At 29.9% G+C, this 21,775-nt stretch carries 18 protein-coding genes and 1 other annotated feature; of the genes, 4 read left to right on the forward strand and 14 right to left on the reverse strand.

Annotated features, from left to right (window positions below; genetic code table 11):
• The first annotated feature begins 83 nt into the window (after positions 1–83).
• Positions 84–587 carry a thioredoxin family protein gene (locus H8S20_RS02705; RefSeq protein ID WP_032119764.1) on the forward strand — a complete coding sequence of 168 codons (504 nt, stop codon included), beginning with the start codon at positions 84–86 and terminating at the stop codon, positions 585–587.
• A 43-nt stretch (positions 588–630) separates the two neighbouring features.
• Here H8S20_RS02705 and cplR read toward each other — a convergent pair whose 3' ends face one another.
• The 8 genes from cplR to H8S20_RS02745 form a co-directional block, all read right to left on the reverse strand.
• Positions 631–2,286, reverse strand: a complete 1,656-nt coding sequence (gene cplR, locus H8S20_RS02710) for an ABC-F type ribosomal protection protein CplR (protein ID WP_032119765.1) — start codon at positions 2,284–2,286, stop codon at positions 631–633.
• A 126-nt stretch (positions 2,287–2,412) separates the two neighbouring features.
• Entirely contained in the window at positions 2,413–3,060 is a 648-nt protein-coding gene (gene fsa, locus H8S20_RS02715; protein ID WP_032119766.1) for a fructose-6-phosphate aldolase, read from the reverse strand.
• Between the two features lie 147 nt (positions 3,061–3,207).
• A complete protein-coding gene (gene thrS / locus H8S20_RS02720; RefSeq protein ID WP_032119767.1) occupies positions 3,208–5,118 on the reverse strand; it encodes a threonine--tRNA ligase in 1,911 nt (636 codons plus the stop codon).
• A gap of 100 nt (positions 5,119–5,218) precedes the next feature.
• Positions 5,219–5,448, reverse strand: a binding site (T-box leader).
• Between the two features lie 197 nt (positions 5,449–5,645).
• Positions 5,646–6,440: a metallophosphoesterase family protein gene (locus H8S20_RS02725; RefSeq protein WP_051986965.1), complete on the reverse strand. Its 795-nt coding sequence runs from the start codon at positions 6,438–6,440 to the stop codon at positions 5,646–5,648.
• Positions 6,441–6,449: 9 nt separating this feature from the next.
• A complete protein-coding gene (locus H8S20_RS02730) occupies positions 6,450–7,361 on the reverse strand; it encodes an ABC transporter permease (RefSeq protein WP_032119768.1) in 912 nt (303 codons plus the stop codon).
• Positions 7,361–8,452, reverse strand: a complete 1,092-nt coding sequence (locus tag H8S20_RS02735) for an ABC transporter permease (RefSeq protein WP_042282109.1) — start codon at positions 8,450–8,452, stop codon at positions 7,361–7,363. The genes H8S20_RS02730 and H8S20_RS02735 overlap by 1 nt, the downstream gene beginning before the upstream one ends.
• Positions 8,442–9,938 carry an ABC transporter ATP-binding protein gene (locus H8S20_RS02740; protein ID WP_243177481.1) on the reverse strand — a complete coding sequence of 499 codons (1,497 nt, stop codon included), beginning with the start codon at positions 9,936–9,938 and terminating at the stop codon, positions 8,442–8,444. Before H8S20_RS02740 ends, H8S20_RS02735 begins: the two co-directional genes overlap by 11 nt.
• A 104-nt stretch (positions 9,939–10,042) precedes the next feature.
• Entirely contained in the window at positions 10,043–11,101 is a 1,059-nt protein-coding gene (locus H8S20_RS02745; RefSeq protein WP_032119770.1) for a BMP family lipoprotein, read from the reverse strand.
• A gap of 346 nt (positions 11,102–11,447) precedes the next feature.
• Here H8S20_RS02745 and H8S20_RS02750 point away from each other — a divergent pair, with 346 nt between their 5' ends.
• Positions 11,448–12,107 (forward strand): cyclic nucleotide-binding domain-containing protein, encoded by a 660-nt coding sequence (locus H8S20_RS02750; RefSeq protein ID WP_032119771.1) that lies wholly within the window; start codon positions 11,448–11,450, stop codon positions 12,105–12,107.
• Positions 12,108–12,207: 100 nt separating this feature from the next.
• Here the strand turns inward: H8S20_RS02750 and H8S20_RS02755 are convergent, their stop codons facing one another.
• Positions 12,208–13,080 (reverse strand): ComEC/Rec2 family competence protein, encoded by an 873-nt coding sequence (locus tag H8S20_RS02755; protein WP_032119772.1) that lies wholly within the window; start codon positions 13,078–13,080, stop codon positions 12,208–12,210.
• Between the two features lie 30 nt (positions 13,081–13,110).
• Positions 13,111–13,986, reverse strand: a complete 876-nt coding sequence (locus tag H8S20_RS20765) for a helix-turn-helix transcriptional regulator (protein ID WP_032119773.1) — start codon at positions 13,984–13,986, stop codon at positions 13,111–13,113.
• 253 nt (positions 13,987–14,239) lie between these two features.
• Here H8S20_RS20765 and H8S20_RS02765 point away from each other — a divergent pair, with 253 nt between their 5' ends.
• Positions 14,240–16,141 (forward strand): FAD-dependent oxidoreductase, encoded by a 1,902-nt coding sequence (locus H8S20_RS02765; protein ID WP_186859228.1) that lies wholly within the window; start codon positions 14,240–14,242, stop codon positions 16,139–16,141.
• 117 nt (positions 16,142–16,258) lie between these two features.
• Here the strand turns inward: H8S20_RS02765 and H8S20_RS02770 are convergent, their stop codons facing one another.
• From H8S20_RS02770 to fliB, 4 genes are all read right to left on the reverse strand, one after another.
• Positions 16,259–17,086 carry an aldo/keto reductase gene (locus H8S20_RS02770; protein WP_186859229.1) on the reverse strand — a complete coding sequence of 276 codons (828 nt, stop codon included), beginning with the start codon at positions 17,084–17,086 and terminating at the stop codon, positions 16,259–16,261.
• Position 17,087: 1 nt separating this feature from the next.
• Positions 17,088–17,762: a ribose 5-phosphate isomerase A gene (rpiA, locus tag H8S20_RS02775; protein WP_032119775.1), complete on the reverse strand. Its 675-nt coding sequence runs from the start codon at positions 17,760–17,762 to the stop codon at positions 17,088–17,090.
• A gap of 16 nt (positions 17,763–17,778) precedes the next feature.
• Positions 17,779–18,630, reverse strand: a complete 852-nt coding sequence (locus H8S20_RS02780) for a MurR/RpiR family transcriptional regulator (protein ID WP_186859230.1) — start codon at positions 18,628–18,630, stop codon at positions 17,779–17,781.
• A gap of 225 nt (positions 18,631–18,855) precedes the next feature.
• Positions 18,856–20,067: a flagellin lysine-N-methylase gene (gene fliB, locus H8S20_RS02785; RefSeq protein WP_186859231.1), complete on the reverse strand. Its 1,212-nt coding sequence runs from the start codon at positions 20,065–20,067 to the stop codon at positions 18,856–18,858.
• A gap of 270 nt (positions 20,068–20,337) precedes the next feature.
• Here fliB and H8S20_RS02790 point away from each other — a divergent pair, with 270 nt between their 5' ends.
• Positions 20,338–21,771, forward strand: a complete 1,434-nt coding sequence (locus tag H8S20_RS02790; RefSeq protein ID WP_186859232.1) for an NAD(P)/FAD-dependent oxidoreductase — start codon at positions 20,338–20,340, stop codon at positions 21,769–21,771.
• Positions 21,772–21,775: the final 4 nt, after the last annotated feature.

Below are 21,775 nucleotides of genomic sequence, written 5' to 3' on the forward strand. Positions count from 1 at the left end.
TTAAAGTTAAATTATAAATGTACACCTACTAACATATGTGAGTAGGTTATTTTATTAAAAAATAAAATTTGAGAGGTTTTACTATGGTTGAAATGAATATTAAAGAATTATATGAAGTTGGTACTACTTTTGAAACAGCAATTGGTCAAGGAACTAAAAGTGAACGAGCTAGAATTCCTAAAAATTATTCTAGAATTAACTTTCCTGAAGATATGATTAATACTTTAGTTAATTATGACAAAGAAATTAACTTTCTAGTTGCTGGCGAGATTTGGTGTCCTGACTTTCAATTAAACTCTACAGTATTAAAGAAATTTACAGAACTTAATAATAATTTTGATATGTCCATAATTTCTATGGGAAGAGGTAAAAAATTTGTATTTCCTATTTTAGGAGTAGAGAATATGAAGTTTCCTTTAATACTAGTGTTAGATAAGGAATTTAATATATTAGGTATCTTCGAAGAAAGACCTAATGTAGTTCATGAGGTATCTAATTTTGAAGATATAAAATTAGATTATTATAAAGGTAGATACTTAATAGATTCTGCATATGAATTTATAGATATTATGAATAAAGCAAAATAAATACTTACTTGCCACCTACACTTTTACGTAGGTGGCTCTCTAATTACTCTAATTCAGCTTTTATTTTTTTTATTTTATCCATTAATTCAAAGTATTCCTCATCTAATTTCTTCTTGTTATCATCATTGCTTTCTATTGATAAAAGCGTAATTACTTCTGATAATCTATTTTCAAGGAGTAATAACTCATCATCCTTATGCTTCTTATCAACAGTACTTATATTTTTATTTAAGCTTTCCATATAATCAGCATACTTACCTTCAAATTCAGTTATTTTATTATCCTTAATTTCAATTATGTAATTACATACATTTGATAAAAATCGTATATCATGAGAAACCACTATTACGGTTTTATTGGTATTAATCAACGCATCTTCAAGAGCTTCCATAGTTTTAATATCTAAATAATTTGTAGGTTCATCTAATATTAATAAATTATTATTAGAAAGTATTATCTTACATATAGCTACTTTTACTCTCTCGCCACCTGATAACTCTTCTATTTTTTTATTTACAGAATTATTTTTAAATCCAAACTCACTTAAATTAATCCTTATAAAGCTTTCATCCCATTTAGAATCTTCTTTAATATTCTCTAAAATAGTTTTTTTGTACTCTAAAATATTTTGGCTTTGATCGAAATAACCAATCTTAACGCTTTTAGATATATTAATTCCTTCTACATCATTAGCAATAATCTTATTTAATAAAGTTGTTTTGCCACATCCATTTTCACCTATAATAGCAACCTTATATCCGTTCTTTATATTGAAACTAATATCCCCAACTAAATTTTTATCTCCTACAGACAATGTAAAATCTTTAATTTCAATTAAATTTTTAGCTGATACTTCTGTTCCCTCATTTATATTAATGATTATCTTCTCTTTTTCCTTAGGTGATGATTTAACCTCTAAATGTTCTATCCTCTTTTCTACTGACTTTATATTATTCTCTATATTCTTTTTCCCTCTTTGATCTCCCATTTTTATTGTCTTCGCCTCAGATTTTCCCATACCTTTTGGAGCCTTATGTATTCTATCCCTTAAAACCTCTTTTTCAGTTATAACACTTTCTAATCTAGCCTTTTCATGAATATACTTTTCATACTCGCGCTTTTTAACCTTAATATCTTCTTCTTTTTGATTTAAATAATCACTGTACCCACCTTTAAAGCAAGTTAATTTTCCATCATTTATTTCTATTATTTTATTACAAATTTTATCTAAGAAATCTCTATCATGAGAAACTAATAAAACTGCCCCTTTATACTTCTTAAACATTTCTTCAAGTATATTAATGCTCTCTCTATCTAAATTTGACGTAGGCTCATCAGCTATTATAAGGCTCCTATTTTCACTTAATGCATTTACTACTCTAATTTTAACCTTTTCTCCACCAGATAAATAATCTTCATATCTATCTGGAGCCTTAAAGATACTCTTCACTTTACTATTTCCGCAATCTTCATAATCATCTTCATTCTGACTTATATACGAATAACTATCAGTTAAATTTATACTTCCTTCATCAGCTTTAACCTTCCCCATTATTATCTTTATTAAAGTAGTTTTACCAACTCCATTTTCTCCTACAATTCCTACTCTATCTTTTTCTGCCAATTCAAACTTATCTATATCTAACAATAACCTATCTCCATAATATTTTTTTAATTTTTTTATAGTAATAAGCTTCATAGAATACACCTCCTTAATTACCTCTTTATCAAGTTTGTGTAAAAATCCACTTATATATTAGATTTTATATTGTAAAATAAAAGAAGCCAAAAGTTCATATATCTTCTAGCTTCTTTTATTCTTATATTATTTCTTAGGAACATCTTCCCAATCTTTTAAAAATTTTTCTATTCCCGCATCTGTTAGAGGATGCTTAGTCATTTGAATTATTACTTTATAAGGAACTGTTGCTATATGAGCTCCGCATCTTGCTGCTTTAGTAACATGAATTGGATTTCTTATACTTGCCGCAATTATTTCTGTTTTTATATCATGTATCTCAAATATCTCAACAATTTCTTTTATTAAATCCATTCCATCCATACCAATATCATCTAATCTTCCTAGGAAAGGACTCACATAAGTAGCTCCTGCCCTTGCCGCAAGTAATGCTTGTGCTGCAGAAAAAATAAGAGTTACATTTGTTTTTATCCCTTTAGATGATAATATTTTTGTAGCCTTTAACCCCTCTTGTGTCATTGGAATCTTAATTACTATATTTTTATGAATTTTTACAAGTTCATCTGCTTCTTTAACCATTCCTTCTGCTTCAGTACTTATAACCTCCGCACTAATAGGTCCATCAACTATATTAGTTATTTCTGTAATAACCTCTTTAAAATCTCTTCCTGATTTTGCAATTAAGGATGGATTTGTAGTTACTCCACATATAACTCCCATATCATTAGCCTTTTTAATCTCTTCAACTATGGCCGTATCTATAAATAACTTCATTCTAACTCCTCCCTAGAATCAAATTTACTAGTTTAATTACAATATATGCAAATACAACAACTTTATACTGTCTTATTGAGTTTATGAGTTAATCGATATCCTTATACATAATAATTAATCAGGTTAATTATAAAAATTTTTAAAGTTTTAATCCATATCATATAATTTTATTTCACTTTTAATTCTTCTTATAAAATCTTCTAATTCTACTGAGCCTTCATCTCCATTTTTTCTACTTCTTAAAGCTATATTTTGATCTTCTACTTCTTTTTCTCCAACTATAACTATATATGGTACTCTTTCATTTCTTGCTTCTCTTATCTTATAGCCTATTTTTTCAGCACGTAAATCCTCTTCAACTCTTATATCATTATCTAATAATTTGTTCTTTACCTCATTTACATAATCATTAAACTTATCTGATATAGGCAAAATCTTAACTTGCACTGGAGCAAGCCATGTTGGGAATTTACCTGCAAAATGCTCAATTAATATTCCTATAAACCTTTCTATACTTCCAAATATAACTCTATGGATAACTATAGGTCTATGCTTTTCTCCATCACTACCTATATAATCAAGTTCAAATCTTTGTGGCAACTGGAAGTCTAATTGTATTGTTCCACATTGCCATGTTCTACCTAAGCTATCTTGAAGATGGAAATCTATCTTTGGTCCATAAAAGGCTCCATCACCTTCATTTATTTTATATGGTAAATTTAATTCATCTAGAGCTCCTTTTAATGACTCTTCAGCCATATTCCAGTCTTCATCACTTCCCATTGAGTCTTCTGGCCTTGTAGAAAGCTCAATATTATATTTAAATCCAAATTTTGAATATACTTCATCAATAAGCTCTACGACACCTTTTATCTCAAATTTAATTTGTTCAGGTAACATAAAAATATGCGCATCATCTTGAGTAAAAGCTCTAACTCTCATAAGTCCATGTAAAGCACCTGAAAGTTCATGTCTATGAACTCTTCCTAGTTCACCTAATCTCATTGGAAAATCTCTATATGAATGAACTTCTGATTTATAGACAAGCATTCCACCTGGACAATTCATTGGCTTTAATGCAAATTCTTCTTCATCGATAATAGAAGTATACATATTTTCTTTATAGTGATACCAATGTCCTGATGTTTCCCAAAGCTTTTTGTTTAACATTATTGGAGTTTCAATTTCTACATACCCAGCTTTTTGATGGACACCTCTCCAATAATTTATTAAAGTATTTTTTAAAACAACCCCTTTAGGTAAGAAAATTGGAAATCCTGGCCCCTCTTCTACAAAAGTAAATAGTTTTAAATCTTTACCTAACTTTCTATGATCTCTCTTTTTTGCTTCCTCTAAATTATGAAGATAAGTTTTTAGCTCATCTTTGCTTGCAAAGGCCACCCCATAAACCCTTTGAAGCATTTTATTTTTTTCATTTCCTCTCCAATAAGCACCGGCTACTGAAGTTAATTTAAATGCTTTTATATACTTAGTTGAATAAATATGAGGACCCCTACAAAGGTCAATAAATTCACCTTGTCTATATAAAGATATTTTTTCTCCCTCTGGTAAATCATTTATAAGTTCTACTTTGTAACCTTCACCTCTATCTTCCATAAGCTTTAAAGCTTCTTCTCTTGATATATCCATTCTTTCAAAACTTAAATTTTCAGAAATAATATTATTAATTTCTTTTTCAATCTTGTTTAAATCTTCTGTTGTTAACGGTTCTTCTATATCAAAATCATAATAAAATCCATTATCTATTGATGGTCCTATTGCTAATTTTACATCCTTAAATACTCTCTTAACAGCTTGAGCCATAACATGTGAAGTAGAATGTCTCATAACTTCAACAGCTTTCTCATCTTCAAATGTTAAAATATTTACCTCATCATTATTTTTTAACTTATAACTTAAATCAACTAGCGTTCCATTTACTTCACCTACTACTGCTGATTTAGCTAGATTTTTACTTAGTAATTTTGCAAGTTCATAAATATTAGAACCTTCTTCGATTTCTCTTACTGAGCCATCATTTAATTTTACGTTAATCATACTTCTACCTCCTTGTTATACTGCTAATTGATAATTAACATAGAATAATTAATAATTATTCTTTATTAATTTTTAAATATAAAAAAACATCCATCCCTAACCTTGGGACGAATGTTTACATACGTGGTTCCACCCAAATTGAATTAATACAATTCAATTCATCTCTTTAAGTTTAACGATTTTCACCGATAGCATTTCACTTAAATTAAGCTACTAAACCATAACTCCAGGGTAGTTTTCTTATAGTCATATTTAAGAATGCTTACAGCCGGTGACATTCTCTCTCTTAAAACTGTACTCTATAGTACTCTTCCCTTTCTTTGTCTATAAATATTAAAACTAATATTATCACTCTTACAATATTTTGTAAATATATCTTTTTAAATATTTTACATTCTAATACTAAAATCTGTTCCAACCTACTTTTTATATTTTTCTCAACATCTAAAACTTATTAAAAAATATAAAGCCCAAACTTTTTCACTATACTACAAAAAAGAAGTCGCACCTTTAATGCGACTTCTCTATTAAAACTTAACATAACCTAATATTTTTCTTTCTTCTAAAACATCTATAGCATCTATAGATATATTACCATCAGTATAAGTACACAAGTTAAAACCCGCAGCTTCTTCAAATCTTACAGTTCCATCTTCTTCATTTATTCCAATAAAAGAAAGACTTCTTGCTGTAAAATATGGTTTACCCGCAAATACTCCATTATAAGGATGATGAGTATGTCCTGAAAATACTCCAATTACTGAGCTGCTTTTTATTATTTCTTCAAACTCTTCATCTACTTCTACAGAAGGTGTAACAAATTGTTCTTTTAAAATATGATGATGAAGCATTAAGATTGTATCTTTATTAGTATCTTTACTTAACTCTTTTTTTAACCATTTCTTTTGTTTTTCTGAAATCATGCCATTACTATTCTTATATTGAGAGTTATCAAAACTTACAATTCTTACTCCTGCAATTTCCTCAACATGATTATATGCTTCTTCATTTGCTTCTTTATCAAACCAACCTTTATAAAAAGCTTCCTTATTATCATGATTACCTAATGTAACTATATATGGAGTATCTCCAAAAATTTCGTTAAGATTTTCTCTTAATACCTTATAATCTTCAAAGTCACCTGATTCAACTAAATCACCAGTTATTATAATAAACTCTATCTCTTTTAAGTCAATTCTGTCTATGCATCTTTTAATTTGTGTTAGAGGACTTGTTATATTATTAAAAATAGAATTATATCCAGATTCAGCCTTAGGATAATTCCTTAAGAAGTGAATATCTGATAAATGTAAAAACCTCATCTTATTCACCTACTTATTTTTCTTTTTTCTTCTTGTTTGTATGCTAAATAATATAAGTGCAACTATAGTTGCTACATAAGGGATAGAGGCAGTAATTTGAGTTTTTAATGATGTATTTTGAAGTACATTTCCAGCCGCTTGTGAAAATCCAAAGAATAAACTTGAGAAAAGAACTCCTAATGGATGAGATTTTCCTAAGTTATTTGCAGCCATAGCAATATATCCACGTCCCGAAGTCATATTTTGCATAAATAGAGTTACAGTTCCCATTGAAAGAAGAACTCCACCTAATCCACTTAATATTCCTGATAAACTTATTGTAAGGAATTGATATTTCTCTACTGGAGTACCAAGACTTCTTGCAGCTTCTTTGTTTATTCCTATAGCACGTAATCTATATCCTAAAACCGTTTTGTATAAGAATATGTACATAGCTATAGCTAAAATAAATGCTAAATAGTCAACAAAAGTTAACCCTGAGAAAATAGTTCCTATAACAGGAATATCCTTTATAATCGGTAAATCAATCTTAGGAAGACTCACTAAGCTTGGGTCAGTAAATACCCCTTTTGTTTTAAAGATTATATATAATAAGTAAGTTGTAACTCCCCCCATCATAGTATTAGTAGCCATACCTACTACTACTGGAGATGCCTTTAGTTTAATTATACAAAAACCTACTATAGCTGAAACTATCATCCCACTAATAGCACCTGCTAAAACAGATAAGATCACATTATTAGTATAGTAATTAGCAACAATGCTAAAAAATGCTCCTGTTAGCATCGTTCCTTCCATTGCTATATTAAAAATCTTTACTTTAGAACATATAGCTGCAGCTAAAGTTACTAATAAAATAGGTGTCATCATACGAAGAGTTGAATTAGCAACTACCGCTAAATAATCTACACTTAATTCCATTATTGAGCTCCTCCTTTATTTTCTGCATTTTGCTGTTTCTTGTACCATTTTACAACGAATCTTGCAGTTATTAATAAAGTAATAATACCTTGAATAATTGTCGTTACTTCAGATGGAACTCCCATACTACGCTCTATAGTACTTCCCCCTGTAGTAATACCTGCTAAGAAAATAGCACTAACTAATATACCGACTGGGTGATTGCTAGACATTAATGATGCTATGATACCACTCCATGCGAACCCTGGAGATGTAATCATGCTATCTACATAACGGTATCTTGTACCTAAAACCTCTATAGCACCACCAAGTCCTGCTAAAGCACCACTTAGCATTAATACATAGTACATCATCTTAGTACTATTAACTCCACCATAATTAGCAAAGTTAGGATTTAATCCACCCATTTTAGCTTTATATCCAAAGCTTGTCTTCTTCATTATGAAAAGTACTATTAAAACACATATAATAGCAATTATAAATCCCCAATGCAGTGAATATCCTTCAAACATCTTAGGTAAAATATTATCTGTTAGCTTTTGAGTTTGGATAGCTGATGAGTCAACAGCTAGAGGATCTTTAAAAACATAAGTAGTAAAATAAGATGCAATATAGTCTGCAACATAATTCATCATAAGAGTTATGATAAGTAAATCTAACTTAAATCTTTCGCTTACATATGCAGATACAAGCGAATATAATACTCCTACTAATGCTCCACTAATAAGCGCAGCTGTTACAACAACTACTGGAGGTCCTGGACAAATTACTGCTACAACTGATGAAGTAAATGCTCCTAAAACCATTTGCCCAGCAGCACCTAAGCTTGAATATCCTGATCCCCAAGCTAAAGCACCTGCAAGACCAGCAAATATAATAGGAATCGCACGAGTTAATGTAGTTGTTAAATAGTACGCTGAACCAAATCCACCTTTGAACATCCCAATTATCGCTTCGAAAGGATTAAATCCAGAAAGTGCTATAATAACTCCACCTAATAGCAATCCAACTACAACAGCTTGTAGTGGATGCTTTAAAGGAGCATACCAACTAGCAATTTTACTTTTTGCAATAGTACTCTTACTTTTCATTTTCTTTACCTCCTACCATCAATAGACCTAATTCCTTCTCATCAATACTTCCTCTTATAAATTCTCCAACTATTTCCCCTTCATAAATAACATATATTCTGTCACTTAAATCCATAATTTCACTTAGTTCAGAAGAAACTAATAATACGCTATCTCCGCTATTTCTCTTAGCTACAAGTTGATCATGAATAAATTCCATTGCTCCAATATCTATCCCTCTTGTAGGCTCACATGCTATAAGGAGTGGTGTATTCATAGCCATTTCTCTTGCAACTATAAGCTTCTGAGCGTTACCACCTGAAAGCTCCTTTATCTTTTGATATGGTGAATCTGCTTTAACTAAGAATTTAGTTATTAATTCTGATGCATGAGATACAACTTTCTTAATATCTAAGATTCCTCTTTTAGAAAATCCTTCCTTATCCTCAAATCCCATTAATGCATTTTCTGCAAGAGTGGCTTCTGGAGCACTTCCCCACATATAACGATCTTCTGGAATATGAGCTATACCAGCCTCTCTAATATTCATTACAGTTTTATTGGTAATATCAGATTTATCTAGAATAACTTCTCCTCCATCAACCTTTTCTAATCCAGTTATACACCTTATTAATTCAGATTGACCATTGCCTGATACTCCTGCAATACCTACTATTTCACCTTTTTTAATATGTAAATTAACATTATTTAAAATATTTTTATTATGTTCACCTTTTAAAACTAAGTCTTTTACTTCTAAAAGATTTTCAGCAGTTTCTTTTTTAGGAATTACTCTATTAGCAATTTGTCTTCCAACCATTAAATAAGATAATTCCTCAACACTTGTATCTTTTTTTAATCTTTCAGCAACAACTTCTCCAAGCCTCATAACTACAACTCTATCTGCAACTTCCATTACTTCATGTAGTTTATGAGTTATGATTATTATGCTCTTACCTAACTTAGCTAACTGTTTCATAGTCTTTAATAATTCATCAACCTCTATAGGTGTAAGAACTGCCGATGGCTCATCGAAGATAATAATATCAGCATTTTGATAAAGTATTTTTAATATTTCTACACGTTGTTGAAGTCCAACTGGACATTCTTCTACGATAGCCTTTGGATCAACATGTAGCATATATTTTTTAGAAAGCTCTTCAACAACTTCTATATTCTTTTTGTAGTCGAAGAATATTCCTTTTTTCACTTCATTCTTGTAAACTATATTTTCCGCTACAGTCATTGATTCAAAAAGCATAAAATGCTGTTGAACCATTCCGATACCTTGAGCCATAGCATCTGATGGATTATGAAAGTCCATCTTCTTACCATTTATAAATATTTCTCCTGAATCTGGTCTTTCTAAGCCATAAAGTATTTTCATTATAGTAGACTTTCCAGCACCATTTTCACCAACAACAGCAAGTATTTCCCCTTTATTAAGATTTATATTAACCTTATTATTAGCGGTTACATTACCATATGTTTTAACAATATTTTTCATTTCTAAAAGCATGTTAAACTTACTCCTTTTCTAAGTGAATTTTGAGCATAAAAGAAGGGTTGAAGCAAATCTTGCTACAGCCCCTCTTAAAATTTATCTATATACTAATTTGCAGATTCTTCTGGAACTTCAATTACTAGTTCCCCTGATATTATTTTGTCTGCTGCTTTCTTTCCTGCTTCAATAACCTCGTCAGTTATTATATCAGTATTTCTATAGTTCATAGTTTCAGGTGTAACACCTACAACTCCGAATGCACCTTCTTTTAATCCAAGAACTTGTGCTCCACCTTCTAATTCTCCAGCTAAGAACTTATCAACTATATTATTAACTACTGCCCCTGTGTTTTTTAATAATCCACCGATTATATATGGATTTTCTTCAGTAGTTTGGTCAATACTTAAACCTGTTGTGTATATTGGTGTACCTTTTTTAGCTAATTCTTGTGCTGCTTGATATATTCCAGAGTTTGCACTTGCAGATACTCCTCCGAATATAAAGTTAGCCCCAGCAGCTTTTTGTTGTAATGCATATTCATAAGCTAAGTTTGTATCATTGTATGAGTTTATGTAGTTGTACATAAATTTAGCATCTGGTTTAACAGACTTTACACCCTCTGAGAACCCATATCTATACTTATAAGTAGCTTGAGTTTGGAATGAAGCAATATATCCATATAAACTTTCATTAGGGAAAGCTGTTCCTACCATTGCTCCTTGAACATATGCACCTTGTGCTTCATCGAATCCAAAGCTTGCAACTTTTTCATTAGAAGCAGTTGTATCAATTACAGCATATTTAGTATTTGGGAATGCATCTGCAGCTTCACTAAATGGGTCAGCAGCTTGCCAGCCCACACCTATAATTAAGTCATATCCTTCATTAGATGCAGCTCTTGTATTTTCTTCCCAAGCAGCAGTATCTGTACATTCAATAGATGTCCATTTAAATCCATATTTATCTGCAGCATCTTTTAATGCATTGTATGCTTGAAGGATAAATTGCTCTGTACCAATTGTATCTGAAATTAAAGCTATATTTAATTTTGAATAATCTCCATTTGCTCCTTCATTTCCTGATTGTCCTTTACTTGAAGAACTAGAACATCCAGCGAAAAGAAGAGTTGTCATAATAAGTAATAAAGAAGTTACTATCTTTTTCATAATCTCATCTCCTAAAATTCATTTGTTGACTTAATTATAATAATTAATTCGACAAAAAAATATGACCTATGTCCTATTTCCACAAAAAATCTGTATATTTTCATTTTTATCAAATAAATTATTCGTATTTTTAACTTAAAATTAACATTTTTTAATATAATTAAAATAATAACCTTAACCTTATCGTTTTCATTATACCTTATATTAAATAAATATTTATTTAGTAAAATAATACATATCCCTTGTGAATAGCAACTTGTGTTGTACCTATTCTATAGTTATGCTAAAATAAAAACACTATATACGAACATTAACTCTAATAAACATACTTACTCTGGAGGATATTATGATAAAAGTAGATGATAAGTCTTTGTTAGATAAATATATTACTAACAGTGGTATTCTTGATATATTTTCAACTGATATCAATCCATATATAGACCTTTTTCATTTTAACAAGGGAGAGTTTCTAATAAATGAAGGTGAGTGCTCAAACTATCTTTATTTTTTAGTTCACGGAAAATTAAAAGTATTTTCCCATTCTAGTTCTGGAAAAATAATGTCTTTATCACACTTTAACTCCTTTGAAATTATAGGGGAAACATGTAGCCTTTGGGATAAGCCTCCTACGGCTTTTGTCCAGACTACATCAGCTTGTTACTGTATAGGAATTTCTATGAAACATAGAAATATTTTATTAAATGATATTAATTTTTTAAGATATACCTGTAAAAACCTTGGTGAAAGACTAAGCTATATGAATAATAATACTTGTATTAATCTTTATGACTCACTTGAAAGCCGTCTTGCGTCATTTATTTTAAGAAGAGAAAAAGATGGTATTTTTAGTTATAATTTAACTGAGTGTGCCGAACTACTATGCACTAGCTATAGACATTTACTTAGAGTTATTAATTCATTTTGTGCTTCAGGAAAATTAGAGAAAAATAAGAAAAGCTATAAAATCTTAGACAGAGGTTTTTTTGAAAAAATTTCATCATATTAGTAGAAAATCCACGCTTTTTTAGAACTCGCTATTGCCTATTAGACATAATGTAGTTCATTAAGCATGGATTTTTTTAACTATATCCGATTTATTACTAATATTAAAACTCTGCTATCTCTACCTTTCCATCTTTTAATACTTTAAATGTTATTCCCCTCTCATAGTCTTCAGTTATATAAATCTCTGAATTACTTAAGGCATTTCTAACTCTCTTACTAGCAGAATTAGTATCTACTGCAGTATCTGTTGTGATAACTGAATACTTAGGAGAAACAGCTATAGCAAATTCATCTGACGTAGCATCTTTATTTCCATGATTTCCAACCTTTAATATATCACTAGAAAGGTCTACCCCTGCATCCATAAGTGTCTTCTCCTCTGCGAACTGCATATCACCAGTAAATAAAAATTTTACTCCATTCACTTCAAGGTTCATAACTAGAGAATTATCATTATCATCATCTCGGTTTAACACTAAAGGACCAATTACATCAAAACTAATTGCATCTGTTATTTCAACTTTATCGCCTGAACTTAACTTAGTTAAAGGTATAGAAAGTTCTTCTGATAAATTATCTATCTTATTTTCACCATTCTTTTTATTTTCAGATATTTCAGCTCTATACATCATATCTATATCGTAAGCTGCAGCTAACTCTCCCATTCCCCCAATATGATCTTTATGAGTGTGAGTTAAAAATACTCCATCTAAATTATCTACATCTTTTGCTTTTAGACCATCTATAAGCATTTGTGAATTCTCTTCTAATCCAGTATCTATAAGATAATTTTTATCTTCAACTTGAATTAAAATAGCATCTCCTTTACCTACGTTTATATACGAAACACTAACCTCGTTACCTTCATTGGTTATATTTGAAGAATCACTATCTTTACCTTTTCCACAACCAACTAAGATAAATATAATAAATATACTACTTAATACTTTTAATATATTCTTTCTATCCTTCATCACTATTCTCCTAACTAAATTTATATTAATTTATTTTTCATAAGCTAACTTACAATATTTTCGATACTGAAGTGGAGTCATCTTATATTTTTTCTTAAATACCCTATAAAAATAGCTTTTCTCTTTAAACCCAATAATCTCAACAATATTTTGTACAGTTAAATTTGTGGTTACAAGAAGCCATTTAGCTTTTTCTAATTTTATTTCTAATAACTTTTCTGAAAACTGACAATTAGCTAAAGCTTTAAACCGTACTGAAAAATATGTAGGATTAAAATTAAAATGTTCTGCCATAGATTTAAGTGTGACTGTTGAATAATTGTCTACCATATACTTAAGCCATTTTCCAATATCATAATCCTTCATCATACTAGATTCACTTATAATTAAAGCTTCTTGATGAACACTATGTAAATTACTTAAAAACAATATTAAAGCAGCTATTACCAATTTATCATTTTTTTCATTAGAATTGCTTAACTCATATAATAATACCTTTAAATAAGTTTTCACTACCTCTTGCATAGTAATATCAAATAATAAATATTCTATTCTAGATGTATCCAACCTAAAAAAATCATATAAAATAGGGCAATCTGCCATTTGCGCTATTAATTGAGTTGTTATAAACTCCCTTTTTAAGTTAATAAAGCAGATTTTACTTGCCTCTTCAACATAATATTTTATCTCTTTTACTTGCTTTAATAATACTACATTCCCACTAAACAACTTAATGCTCTTAGAATCTAAATTAATAGTTCCTTTGCCAAAGGCTGCTATTAAAACTATATCACCTTTTTCATTTAAGACTTTACCTTCTTCACCTTCTATTAATTTTATATTATATATGCTATCTTTAATTTCTTTTTTACTTCTTATCTTATTAAAAATATTTTGAATTTTCACAGTTTCTCTTACCACTTTCTACATTAAACTTATTTTCAAATACACTAAATCTATTTTAATCCTATTAACTTAATGTTACCTTAATCATTTTATTACCATACCATAACTACCATGTTATTAAAATACGCTCTCTTTTAGTTCATAAAATAAACCACTTTTTCTGTAAAGTGTATCATCTTCTTTTAATTTTTCTATACTGTTATACTCTTTCTTGTTAGTTAAATATATAACAATGAATGGGGGATACACTATAATGATAAGAAAAAAATTAAGTATGTTATTAGCAACAACTTTAGTTTTTGCTATGAGTACAAGCCTTTTTGTTGGATGTAGTTCAAATAACAATTCATCTAACTCAACTGCAAAAGCTGGTAAATATACAGCAACAGAAAAAGGGTTTGGTGGAGATGTAACTGTAAATGTAACTATAGCTGAAAATGGTAACATCGAAAGCATTGACGTTACTGCTGATTCTGAAACTCCCGATATAGGTGGTAAAGCTGCTCCTCAACTAGCTGAAACTATTGTAACTAATCAAAGCTTAGCTGTTGATACAGTAAGTGGTGCTACAGTTACAAGTACAGCTGTACTTACAGCTATAACTAATGCTTTGACAGAAGCTGGTGCTGATATTGATGCTTTAAAAAATGCCGAAACAGCTAAAAAGGGTGAAAATGAAGAAGCTACTGTTGATGTTGTTGTAGTTGGTGCTGGTGGTTCTGGTACTGCTGCTGCTTTAGCTGCTGCTGAAGCTGGTCTTAACGTAATGGTTATAGAAAAAACTGCATCTGCCGGTGGTAATACAAAAATATCTTCAGGATTCTTTGCTGTTGATACAGAGCTATTAAAGGAAGATGGACATGATCTTTCTGTTGATAAGGCAGTTCAAGACTTAATGGAATTTAACCAATACTTATCTAACGGTACAATCGTAAGAAAGATTGTTGAAAATGCCGGTGATACAGTTGAATGGTTACAAGGATATGGAGTTGATTTCTATATTCCAGAAACTACAACTCAATTAGCTCACGAAGATGACGTATATAAGTGGAAAACTTATCACAAATATAAAGATAACGCTGCGGCATATGAAAATATGTATGCTAATTTAGATACTATGGGTGCTGATGTTCGTTACAATACTTCTCTTGAATCTATAATCAAGAATGATGAAGGTGTTGTAACTGGTATCACAGCTACTAAAGCTGATGGTGGTACTTTAACTGTTAATGCTAAAGCAACTATCATTGCTACTGGGGGTTATGGTGCAGACGCTGAAAAAACTGCCAAAGCTTTAAACTCTGAGTTATTTAACTCTCTTGGTATGCCAAATGCTGGAGAAGGTATAGAGGCTATAGAAGCTGTTGGTGGTTATGACTTAGATGCAACCCCACTTTTACATGCTTGCCAATTTGCAGCATCAGAAGTAAAACAAGATTCAGCTGGTGAAAACCTTGCTGGTTTCTCTGACACAAGCTTAACACAAGTTTTAAACACACCACTATTATGGGTTGACCAAACAGGTAGCCGTTTCACTAATGAAGACGTTGTTTATGATACAGCATTCTGGGCAAATGCAGCTTATACTGTTGGTGGAAAGTACTATATCATAGTTGATGAAGCTACATTAAAATCTTTCTCTGAAGGAACTAAGCTAACAGTTTCTCAAGCTGGTCCTGGTGCAAAGATGGATCTTGATGATTTCATTGCATTAGCTGATGCATCTGTTGAAGCTGGTACTGCTTTCAAAGGAGCTACTTTAGAAGAGTTAGCTGAAGCAGCTGGTATGGATGCAGAAGACTTAAAAGCTACTGTTGAAAGATACAATACCATGGTTAAAAAAGGAGAAGATACAGACTTTGGTAAAGCAAGTGAATCTTTAGCATACTCTGTAGAATCAGGAAACTTCTACGCGTTAGATGTTAGAGGAGTATTCCTTGGAACTATCGGTGGAGTTAAGGTTGATGAAAACATGCAAGTTATGACTGATAACTATGAATTCATTCCTGGTTTATATGCAGCTGGAGCAACTGCTGGTGGATATTACACTGGAGTTGGATACCCTCCATATGAAGGTTTAGCATCTGGATTTGCTTATACTTCTGGAAGAATTGCTGGAATGAGTGCAGTAGATTATGTTAACTCAATAAAATAGTTAAAAACTATAATTTTGACCCCTAAAATATAGTTTTAAATAAATGATCCCCAAATCACTTAATTTAATGATTTGGGGATCATCACCATTTGAGATATAGCTTATAATTAAAATATCTTATAAATCTAAATACGTTGTGTTATCTGGAACTCCTGATACATCTTCATTACTATTTAAACTATCAATCTTTTTCATATCTTCATTTGATAAATTAAAATCGAATATATCTATATTAGCTTTTATTCTTTCCTCATTAGATGACTTTGGTATTGGAATTACTCCATTTTGTATATGCCATCTTAGGGTAATCTGAGCTATACTTTTATTATATTTCTCTGCTAAATCCAACATTAATGGTAAAGAGAATATTTTCCCTCTCATTATAGGTCCCCATGCAACTACCTGAATATTATTTTCCTTGCAGTACTCAATAATATCCTTTTGAGTTTTACAAGGATGTATCTCTATTTGGTTTACCATTGGCATAATTTTAGCTATTTTCTTTAACTCCTCTAAGTGCCCAATTTTAAAATTACATACACCTATTGCCCTAACTTTTCCTTCTTTATAAAGGTCTTCAAAAGCTCTCCAAGTCTCACTATTTAATTTATTTGGCCAATGAATTAAATATAAATCTAAATAATCAATTCCAAGCTTCTTTATAGATTTATTAAATGCATTGATTGTCTCTTCATATCCATGGTCATCATTCCAAAGCTTAGTTACTAAAAATATATCCTTTCTATCAACACCACTTTGAGCAATTCCTTTACCAACGCCTTCTTCATTACCATAAAAGGAAGCTGTATCAATCTGCCTATATCCGATTTCCAATGCCAGTTTAACTCTATCTATAACATCTTGTTCTTCCCCAAGCTTATATGTCCCAAACCCAATTGAAGACATATTAACTCCATTAGATAATTTTCTAACCATACTTTCCATATTAATTCACCTTTCTTTCAATTACTTTTATTTCTTCATTGCTAGCTACTATTACTTTAGTAGCAATGTTATAAAATAATGATGTATCTACAATACCTACAATAGAATTTAAATCTTGATTTAATTTTTCTATACTGCTGATTTTATTCTTATCAAAAAAGGCATCAATTAAAAATAGTCCATTGTCTGTTATTGTAATTCCATCCTTAGCTTCACTACTTCTCATCTTAGGCTCTCCACCTAAGTCTCTTATAATCAACTCTACATACCCCTTACTTTCAGGTATTATTTCTAATACTACAGGATGATTAAATTCTAATTCCCTTACAAATTTACTTTCATCTACAAGAAGAATATATTCTCTAGACATACTTGCAATAATCTTTTCTTTAGTATGAATTCCACCACCACTTTTTAATGCATTTAATTCTTCATCAACTTCATCACATCCATCAAAGGCAATATCTATATTACTAACTGACCATGTTGGCACAACTTGAAGTCCATTTTCAATGCAAAGACTTGCAGTCTTAAAAGATGGAGTAACCACTTTTACATTTAATTCAGATTCCTTTATATAAGAAATTAGATATCCAATAGTACTTCCCCCTCCAAGTCCTATTGTCATATTATCCTTTATATACTTTAAAGCTTCTTTCGCACACCTTCTTTTCACTTCTCATCTCTCCTATCTATAACTTATCATCAGCAATTGATTGTTCATGCCTACTTAAATTGTCATATACATCTTTCTTCCCTACAGTTAGAAATAAATACAATATCTCAATTACTGTCATTGCTGATATTCTTGAAAAATAATATTCATCTAAAAATAATTTTTCTCTAGTTGCAGTTGTGATGTGATAGTCACTTATTTTCGATAATGGAGAATTAGCACTGTTAGTAATTGAAATTACTTTAGCTCCACATTTATTAGCTGCTTCTACAACATCTACTAATCTCTTGGAAGCTCCTGAGTTTGAAATAACTATTACTACATCTTCCTTTGTTAAGTTATAAGTATATGCAATTTGTGTTTCCCATATTGTATTAGCTACTGATGGAATACCAATTTGATTAAACTTATAAGCTCCATCCATCGCAACTGGTATTGTATTTCCTACAGCGGCAAATTGAATACTTCTAGCATTATTTAATAAAGAAATAATCTCCCTTAAATTTTCTTCATCTATCATAGATACAGTTTGATTTAATTCTTCTACTTTATTAGCTAAAATATTCTGTAATGACTGTTTAATATTATTTTCATTAACATCCCCAGAAGCAGTTACTTCTGATTCATTAGCTTCAACTAGCTCCTTTGCAAGAGTAATCTTTAGGTGATGAAACCCCTTCACATTGCATCTTTTGCAAAACCTCGAAACTGTTGCCTCACTAGTACCAGCTGCTTCTGCCAGCTCTGCAATTGTCAACTCGACCACTTTAGCGGAATTATTTAAAATATAATTGGCAATTTTCTTTTCTGCATCAAAGAAGTTATCATATTCAGCAAAAATTATATCTCTAATCGTTCTATTATCCATACATAATTTCCTTTCATACCTTATCATATTTTCAGTGTATCAAAGAAATTAAATTTCGTAAATATTTTTACCAAGAAATTTAATTTCTTATGGTATTGTCTTTATTTAATATTCTTTAAAAGCTAATCAAATAATCAATCAATTCTTTATGCAAAGTAAAATAGGTATGAGTAAAACTATGTCGTTTCTCATACCTATTTTTATATTTGCATAACATCAGCTATACTACAATAGTGTTTTTGCAAATTCTATATTATTAAACTCTTTCTCTTTTATATGCCTCATAGATTTAGTTAAATAACTTCTATGATGTTCAATAGTTTTAGAGAATATCTGAATAAATCTAACTATATCCTCTTTAGAATCTTTCCTCTCTTCTATATATTTCCCTACTAAATAAAATCTCATAAATGAATATCTCATTAAAAGCATTATATATCCATCAAAAATAGATTCTTTCTCATTAAACGGGAACATATTATTATAAATAAAATTAACTAAATAATTTTCAAAAATATATGTATACTCATCCATATATTTTTTATTGTATTCTTCAAAAATTTTTATATACTTTCTTGGTTCAACTTCTTCTTTGTCTAAATTAAAAGATTTAATTATCTGCTTAGTATATTCTTTAAATAAAGCACTATCTACTTCTTTATCAACATTTAACAAAGATATCATCTTCTTAAAGAAATCTATCTGAAGCATAAAATATAAGCTATTTTTTTCATAAAAACCTTCAGCTGTATTTATATCATAATTTTTTATAAATTTACTTATATTATTGAAATTACTTTCGCTTTCATCTTCTAAACCGTTAATAAACTCACCTAATATATAAAGTCTTTCGCTTAAATCTAAATTCCTATTTTGAATTATTTTAATACTTACTTCTCTTATTTCTTTAAAATATTTTGCTAATGAATTTTTAAGCTCCTTAGCCTTAGTATCAACTTGATTTGATATTATATGTTTTCCTATCACTTCTTCGCTTTCTTTGAATTTTATGCCATCTTCTTTCAACAATAAAATCCTTGCTGCTTCGGGACAAGCAACATCAAGTGATCTTTCATAACATCCATCAACTAAATTTGTTATCCTCGGAAAGCATGTGCAGACGTTTGAAAGATAATCTTCTCCAAGCTTAGAATGTATTACACAATAATTATCACAATCTAAGAAAGGACATCTTTTATCACTTTTTAATTTTACCTTTCCATAATCAACATCATCGCTAAAGCTTTCCTCATTATTATGTACATTTTTTTGAAACATTCTTTTCATTTCTGAATCTTGAACCTTATAATATTTTCTAAACGTAATTTTATCTATGTCTATATCCCATCCAACACAACAACTGTCTTCGCAAGAACCACCTATGCATTTAAATTCATCATAATATTCTGGATATAAACTCTTAAACTTCTTCCCCATAGTATATTCCTCTTCTTAATAAATAAATATAAATTCATTTTACTATAATGAAAATTTAAAATCTATCCCTAAAGATTTCTTGTGTTTAATTCAAACTTTCATAATAAAGTAACTCAATACTAATAATAAATTAGAATTGCTATTTTATTAATAACTATTTACCTATAATATTAATAAAAAAATACAATTTTACTTATATTTAATACAGACCTATAATGAAATGGTAGTAAAGATAGTTAAGTTCAGTTAACTTCACTTGGAGGGAATTTTATGAAAAAAGATGTTGTTATTATAGGTGCTGGCATAGTTGGATGTGCTATAGCTAGAGAGCTATCAAAATATGATCTAAAAATTACAGTTATTGAAAAAGAAAATGATGTTGCAACCGGTATTTCAAAAGCTAATAGTGGAATAATACACGCTGGTTTTAACGAAAAGAAAGGTACATTAAAGGCTGAACTTAATATTAAAGGAAATCAAATGTATGATTCCTTAGCTAAAGATTTAGATTTTAATTTTAACAGAAATGGTGCACTTGTATTAGGTTTTAATGATGATGATATGTATAAATTAAACACATTAAAATGCAACGGTACAGTTTTAGGTGTTAAAGATTTAGAGATTCTATCTAAGGAAGAGTTAAGAGAGATTGAACCTAATCTATCTACAGATGTTGTAGGTGCATTATATGCAAAAACTTCAGGAATAGTTAGCCCATATGAAGTAACTATTGCCCTAGCGGAAAACGCTTGTGAAAATGGCGTTGAATTTATTCTTAATTCTGAAGTTATAGATATAGAAAATACAGATCCAGGATATACTATTGTCTTAAAAGATGGAAGATGTGTAAATAGTACGATAGTTATAAACTCTGCTGGTATAAATAGTGATGAAATAAATAATATGATAAATAAAAATAAATATACCTTACACCCTGTAAAAGGTGAATATCTTTTACTTGATAAAGTAGCAGGAAAAATAATAAATAAAACTATATTTCAAGTACCAAGTAAAATTTCAAAAGGTGTCTTAGTAACCCCTACATCTGATGGTAACTTATTAATTGGTCCAACAGCTAAAGGAATAGATAGTAAATCTTCTTTAGACAGTACCAAAGTTAGTTTAGATGAAATATTAGATAAGTCAAAGAAAAGTGTTACTACCATTCCTACTGGAAGAATATTAACAACATTTGCAGGGTTACGACCTCGTCTAGATTATGGTGATTTTATAATTGAAGAGGCTATTGATAATGAAAACTTTATATCATTAGTTGGTATTGAATCACCTGGATTAACAGCTGCTCCTGCAATAGCTGTATACATAAAAGATATAATTTCTAAAAAGCTAAACTTAAAAGAAAATATCTATTTTTATCCTTACAGAAAAAGAATTATAAAATTTACTGACTTATCCCTTGAAGAAAAAAATGAATTAATCTCAAAGAATCCTGAATATGGACGTATGATATGTAAATGTGAATTAATAACTGAAGGAGAAATAATAGATTCTATAAATAGACCTTTAGGTGCTAGAACTGTAGACGGAGTAAAACGAAGAACTAGAGCTACTATGGGCGGGTGCCAAGGTATTGGATGCCTTTTACCTATAAGCAAAATAATAAGTAGAGAGCTGGGTATAGATATTACTGAAGTTACTAAAAATTCTAAGTGTTCACCAGTTATAGGTTTTAAGGAGGTTTAATTTA

It is taken from the genome of Clostridium hominis (genome assembly GCF_014287825.1).
In the GTDB taxonomy this organism is placed as follows: Bacteria; Bacillota; Clostridia; order Clostridiales; family Clostridiaceae; genus Clostridium; species Clostridium hominis.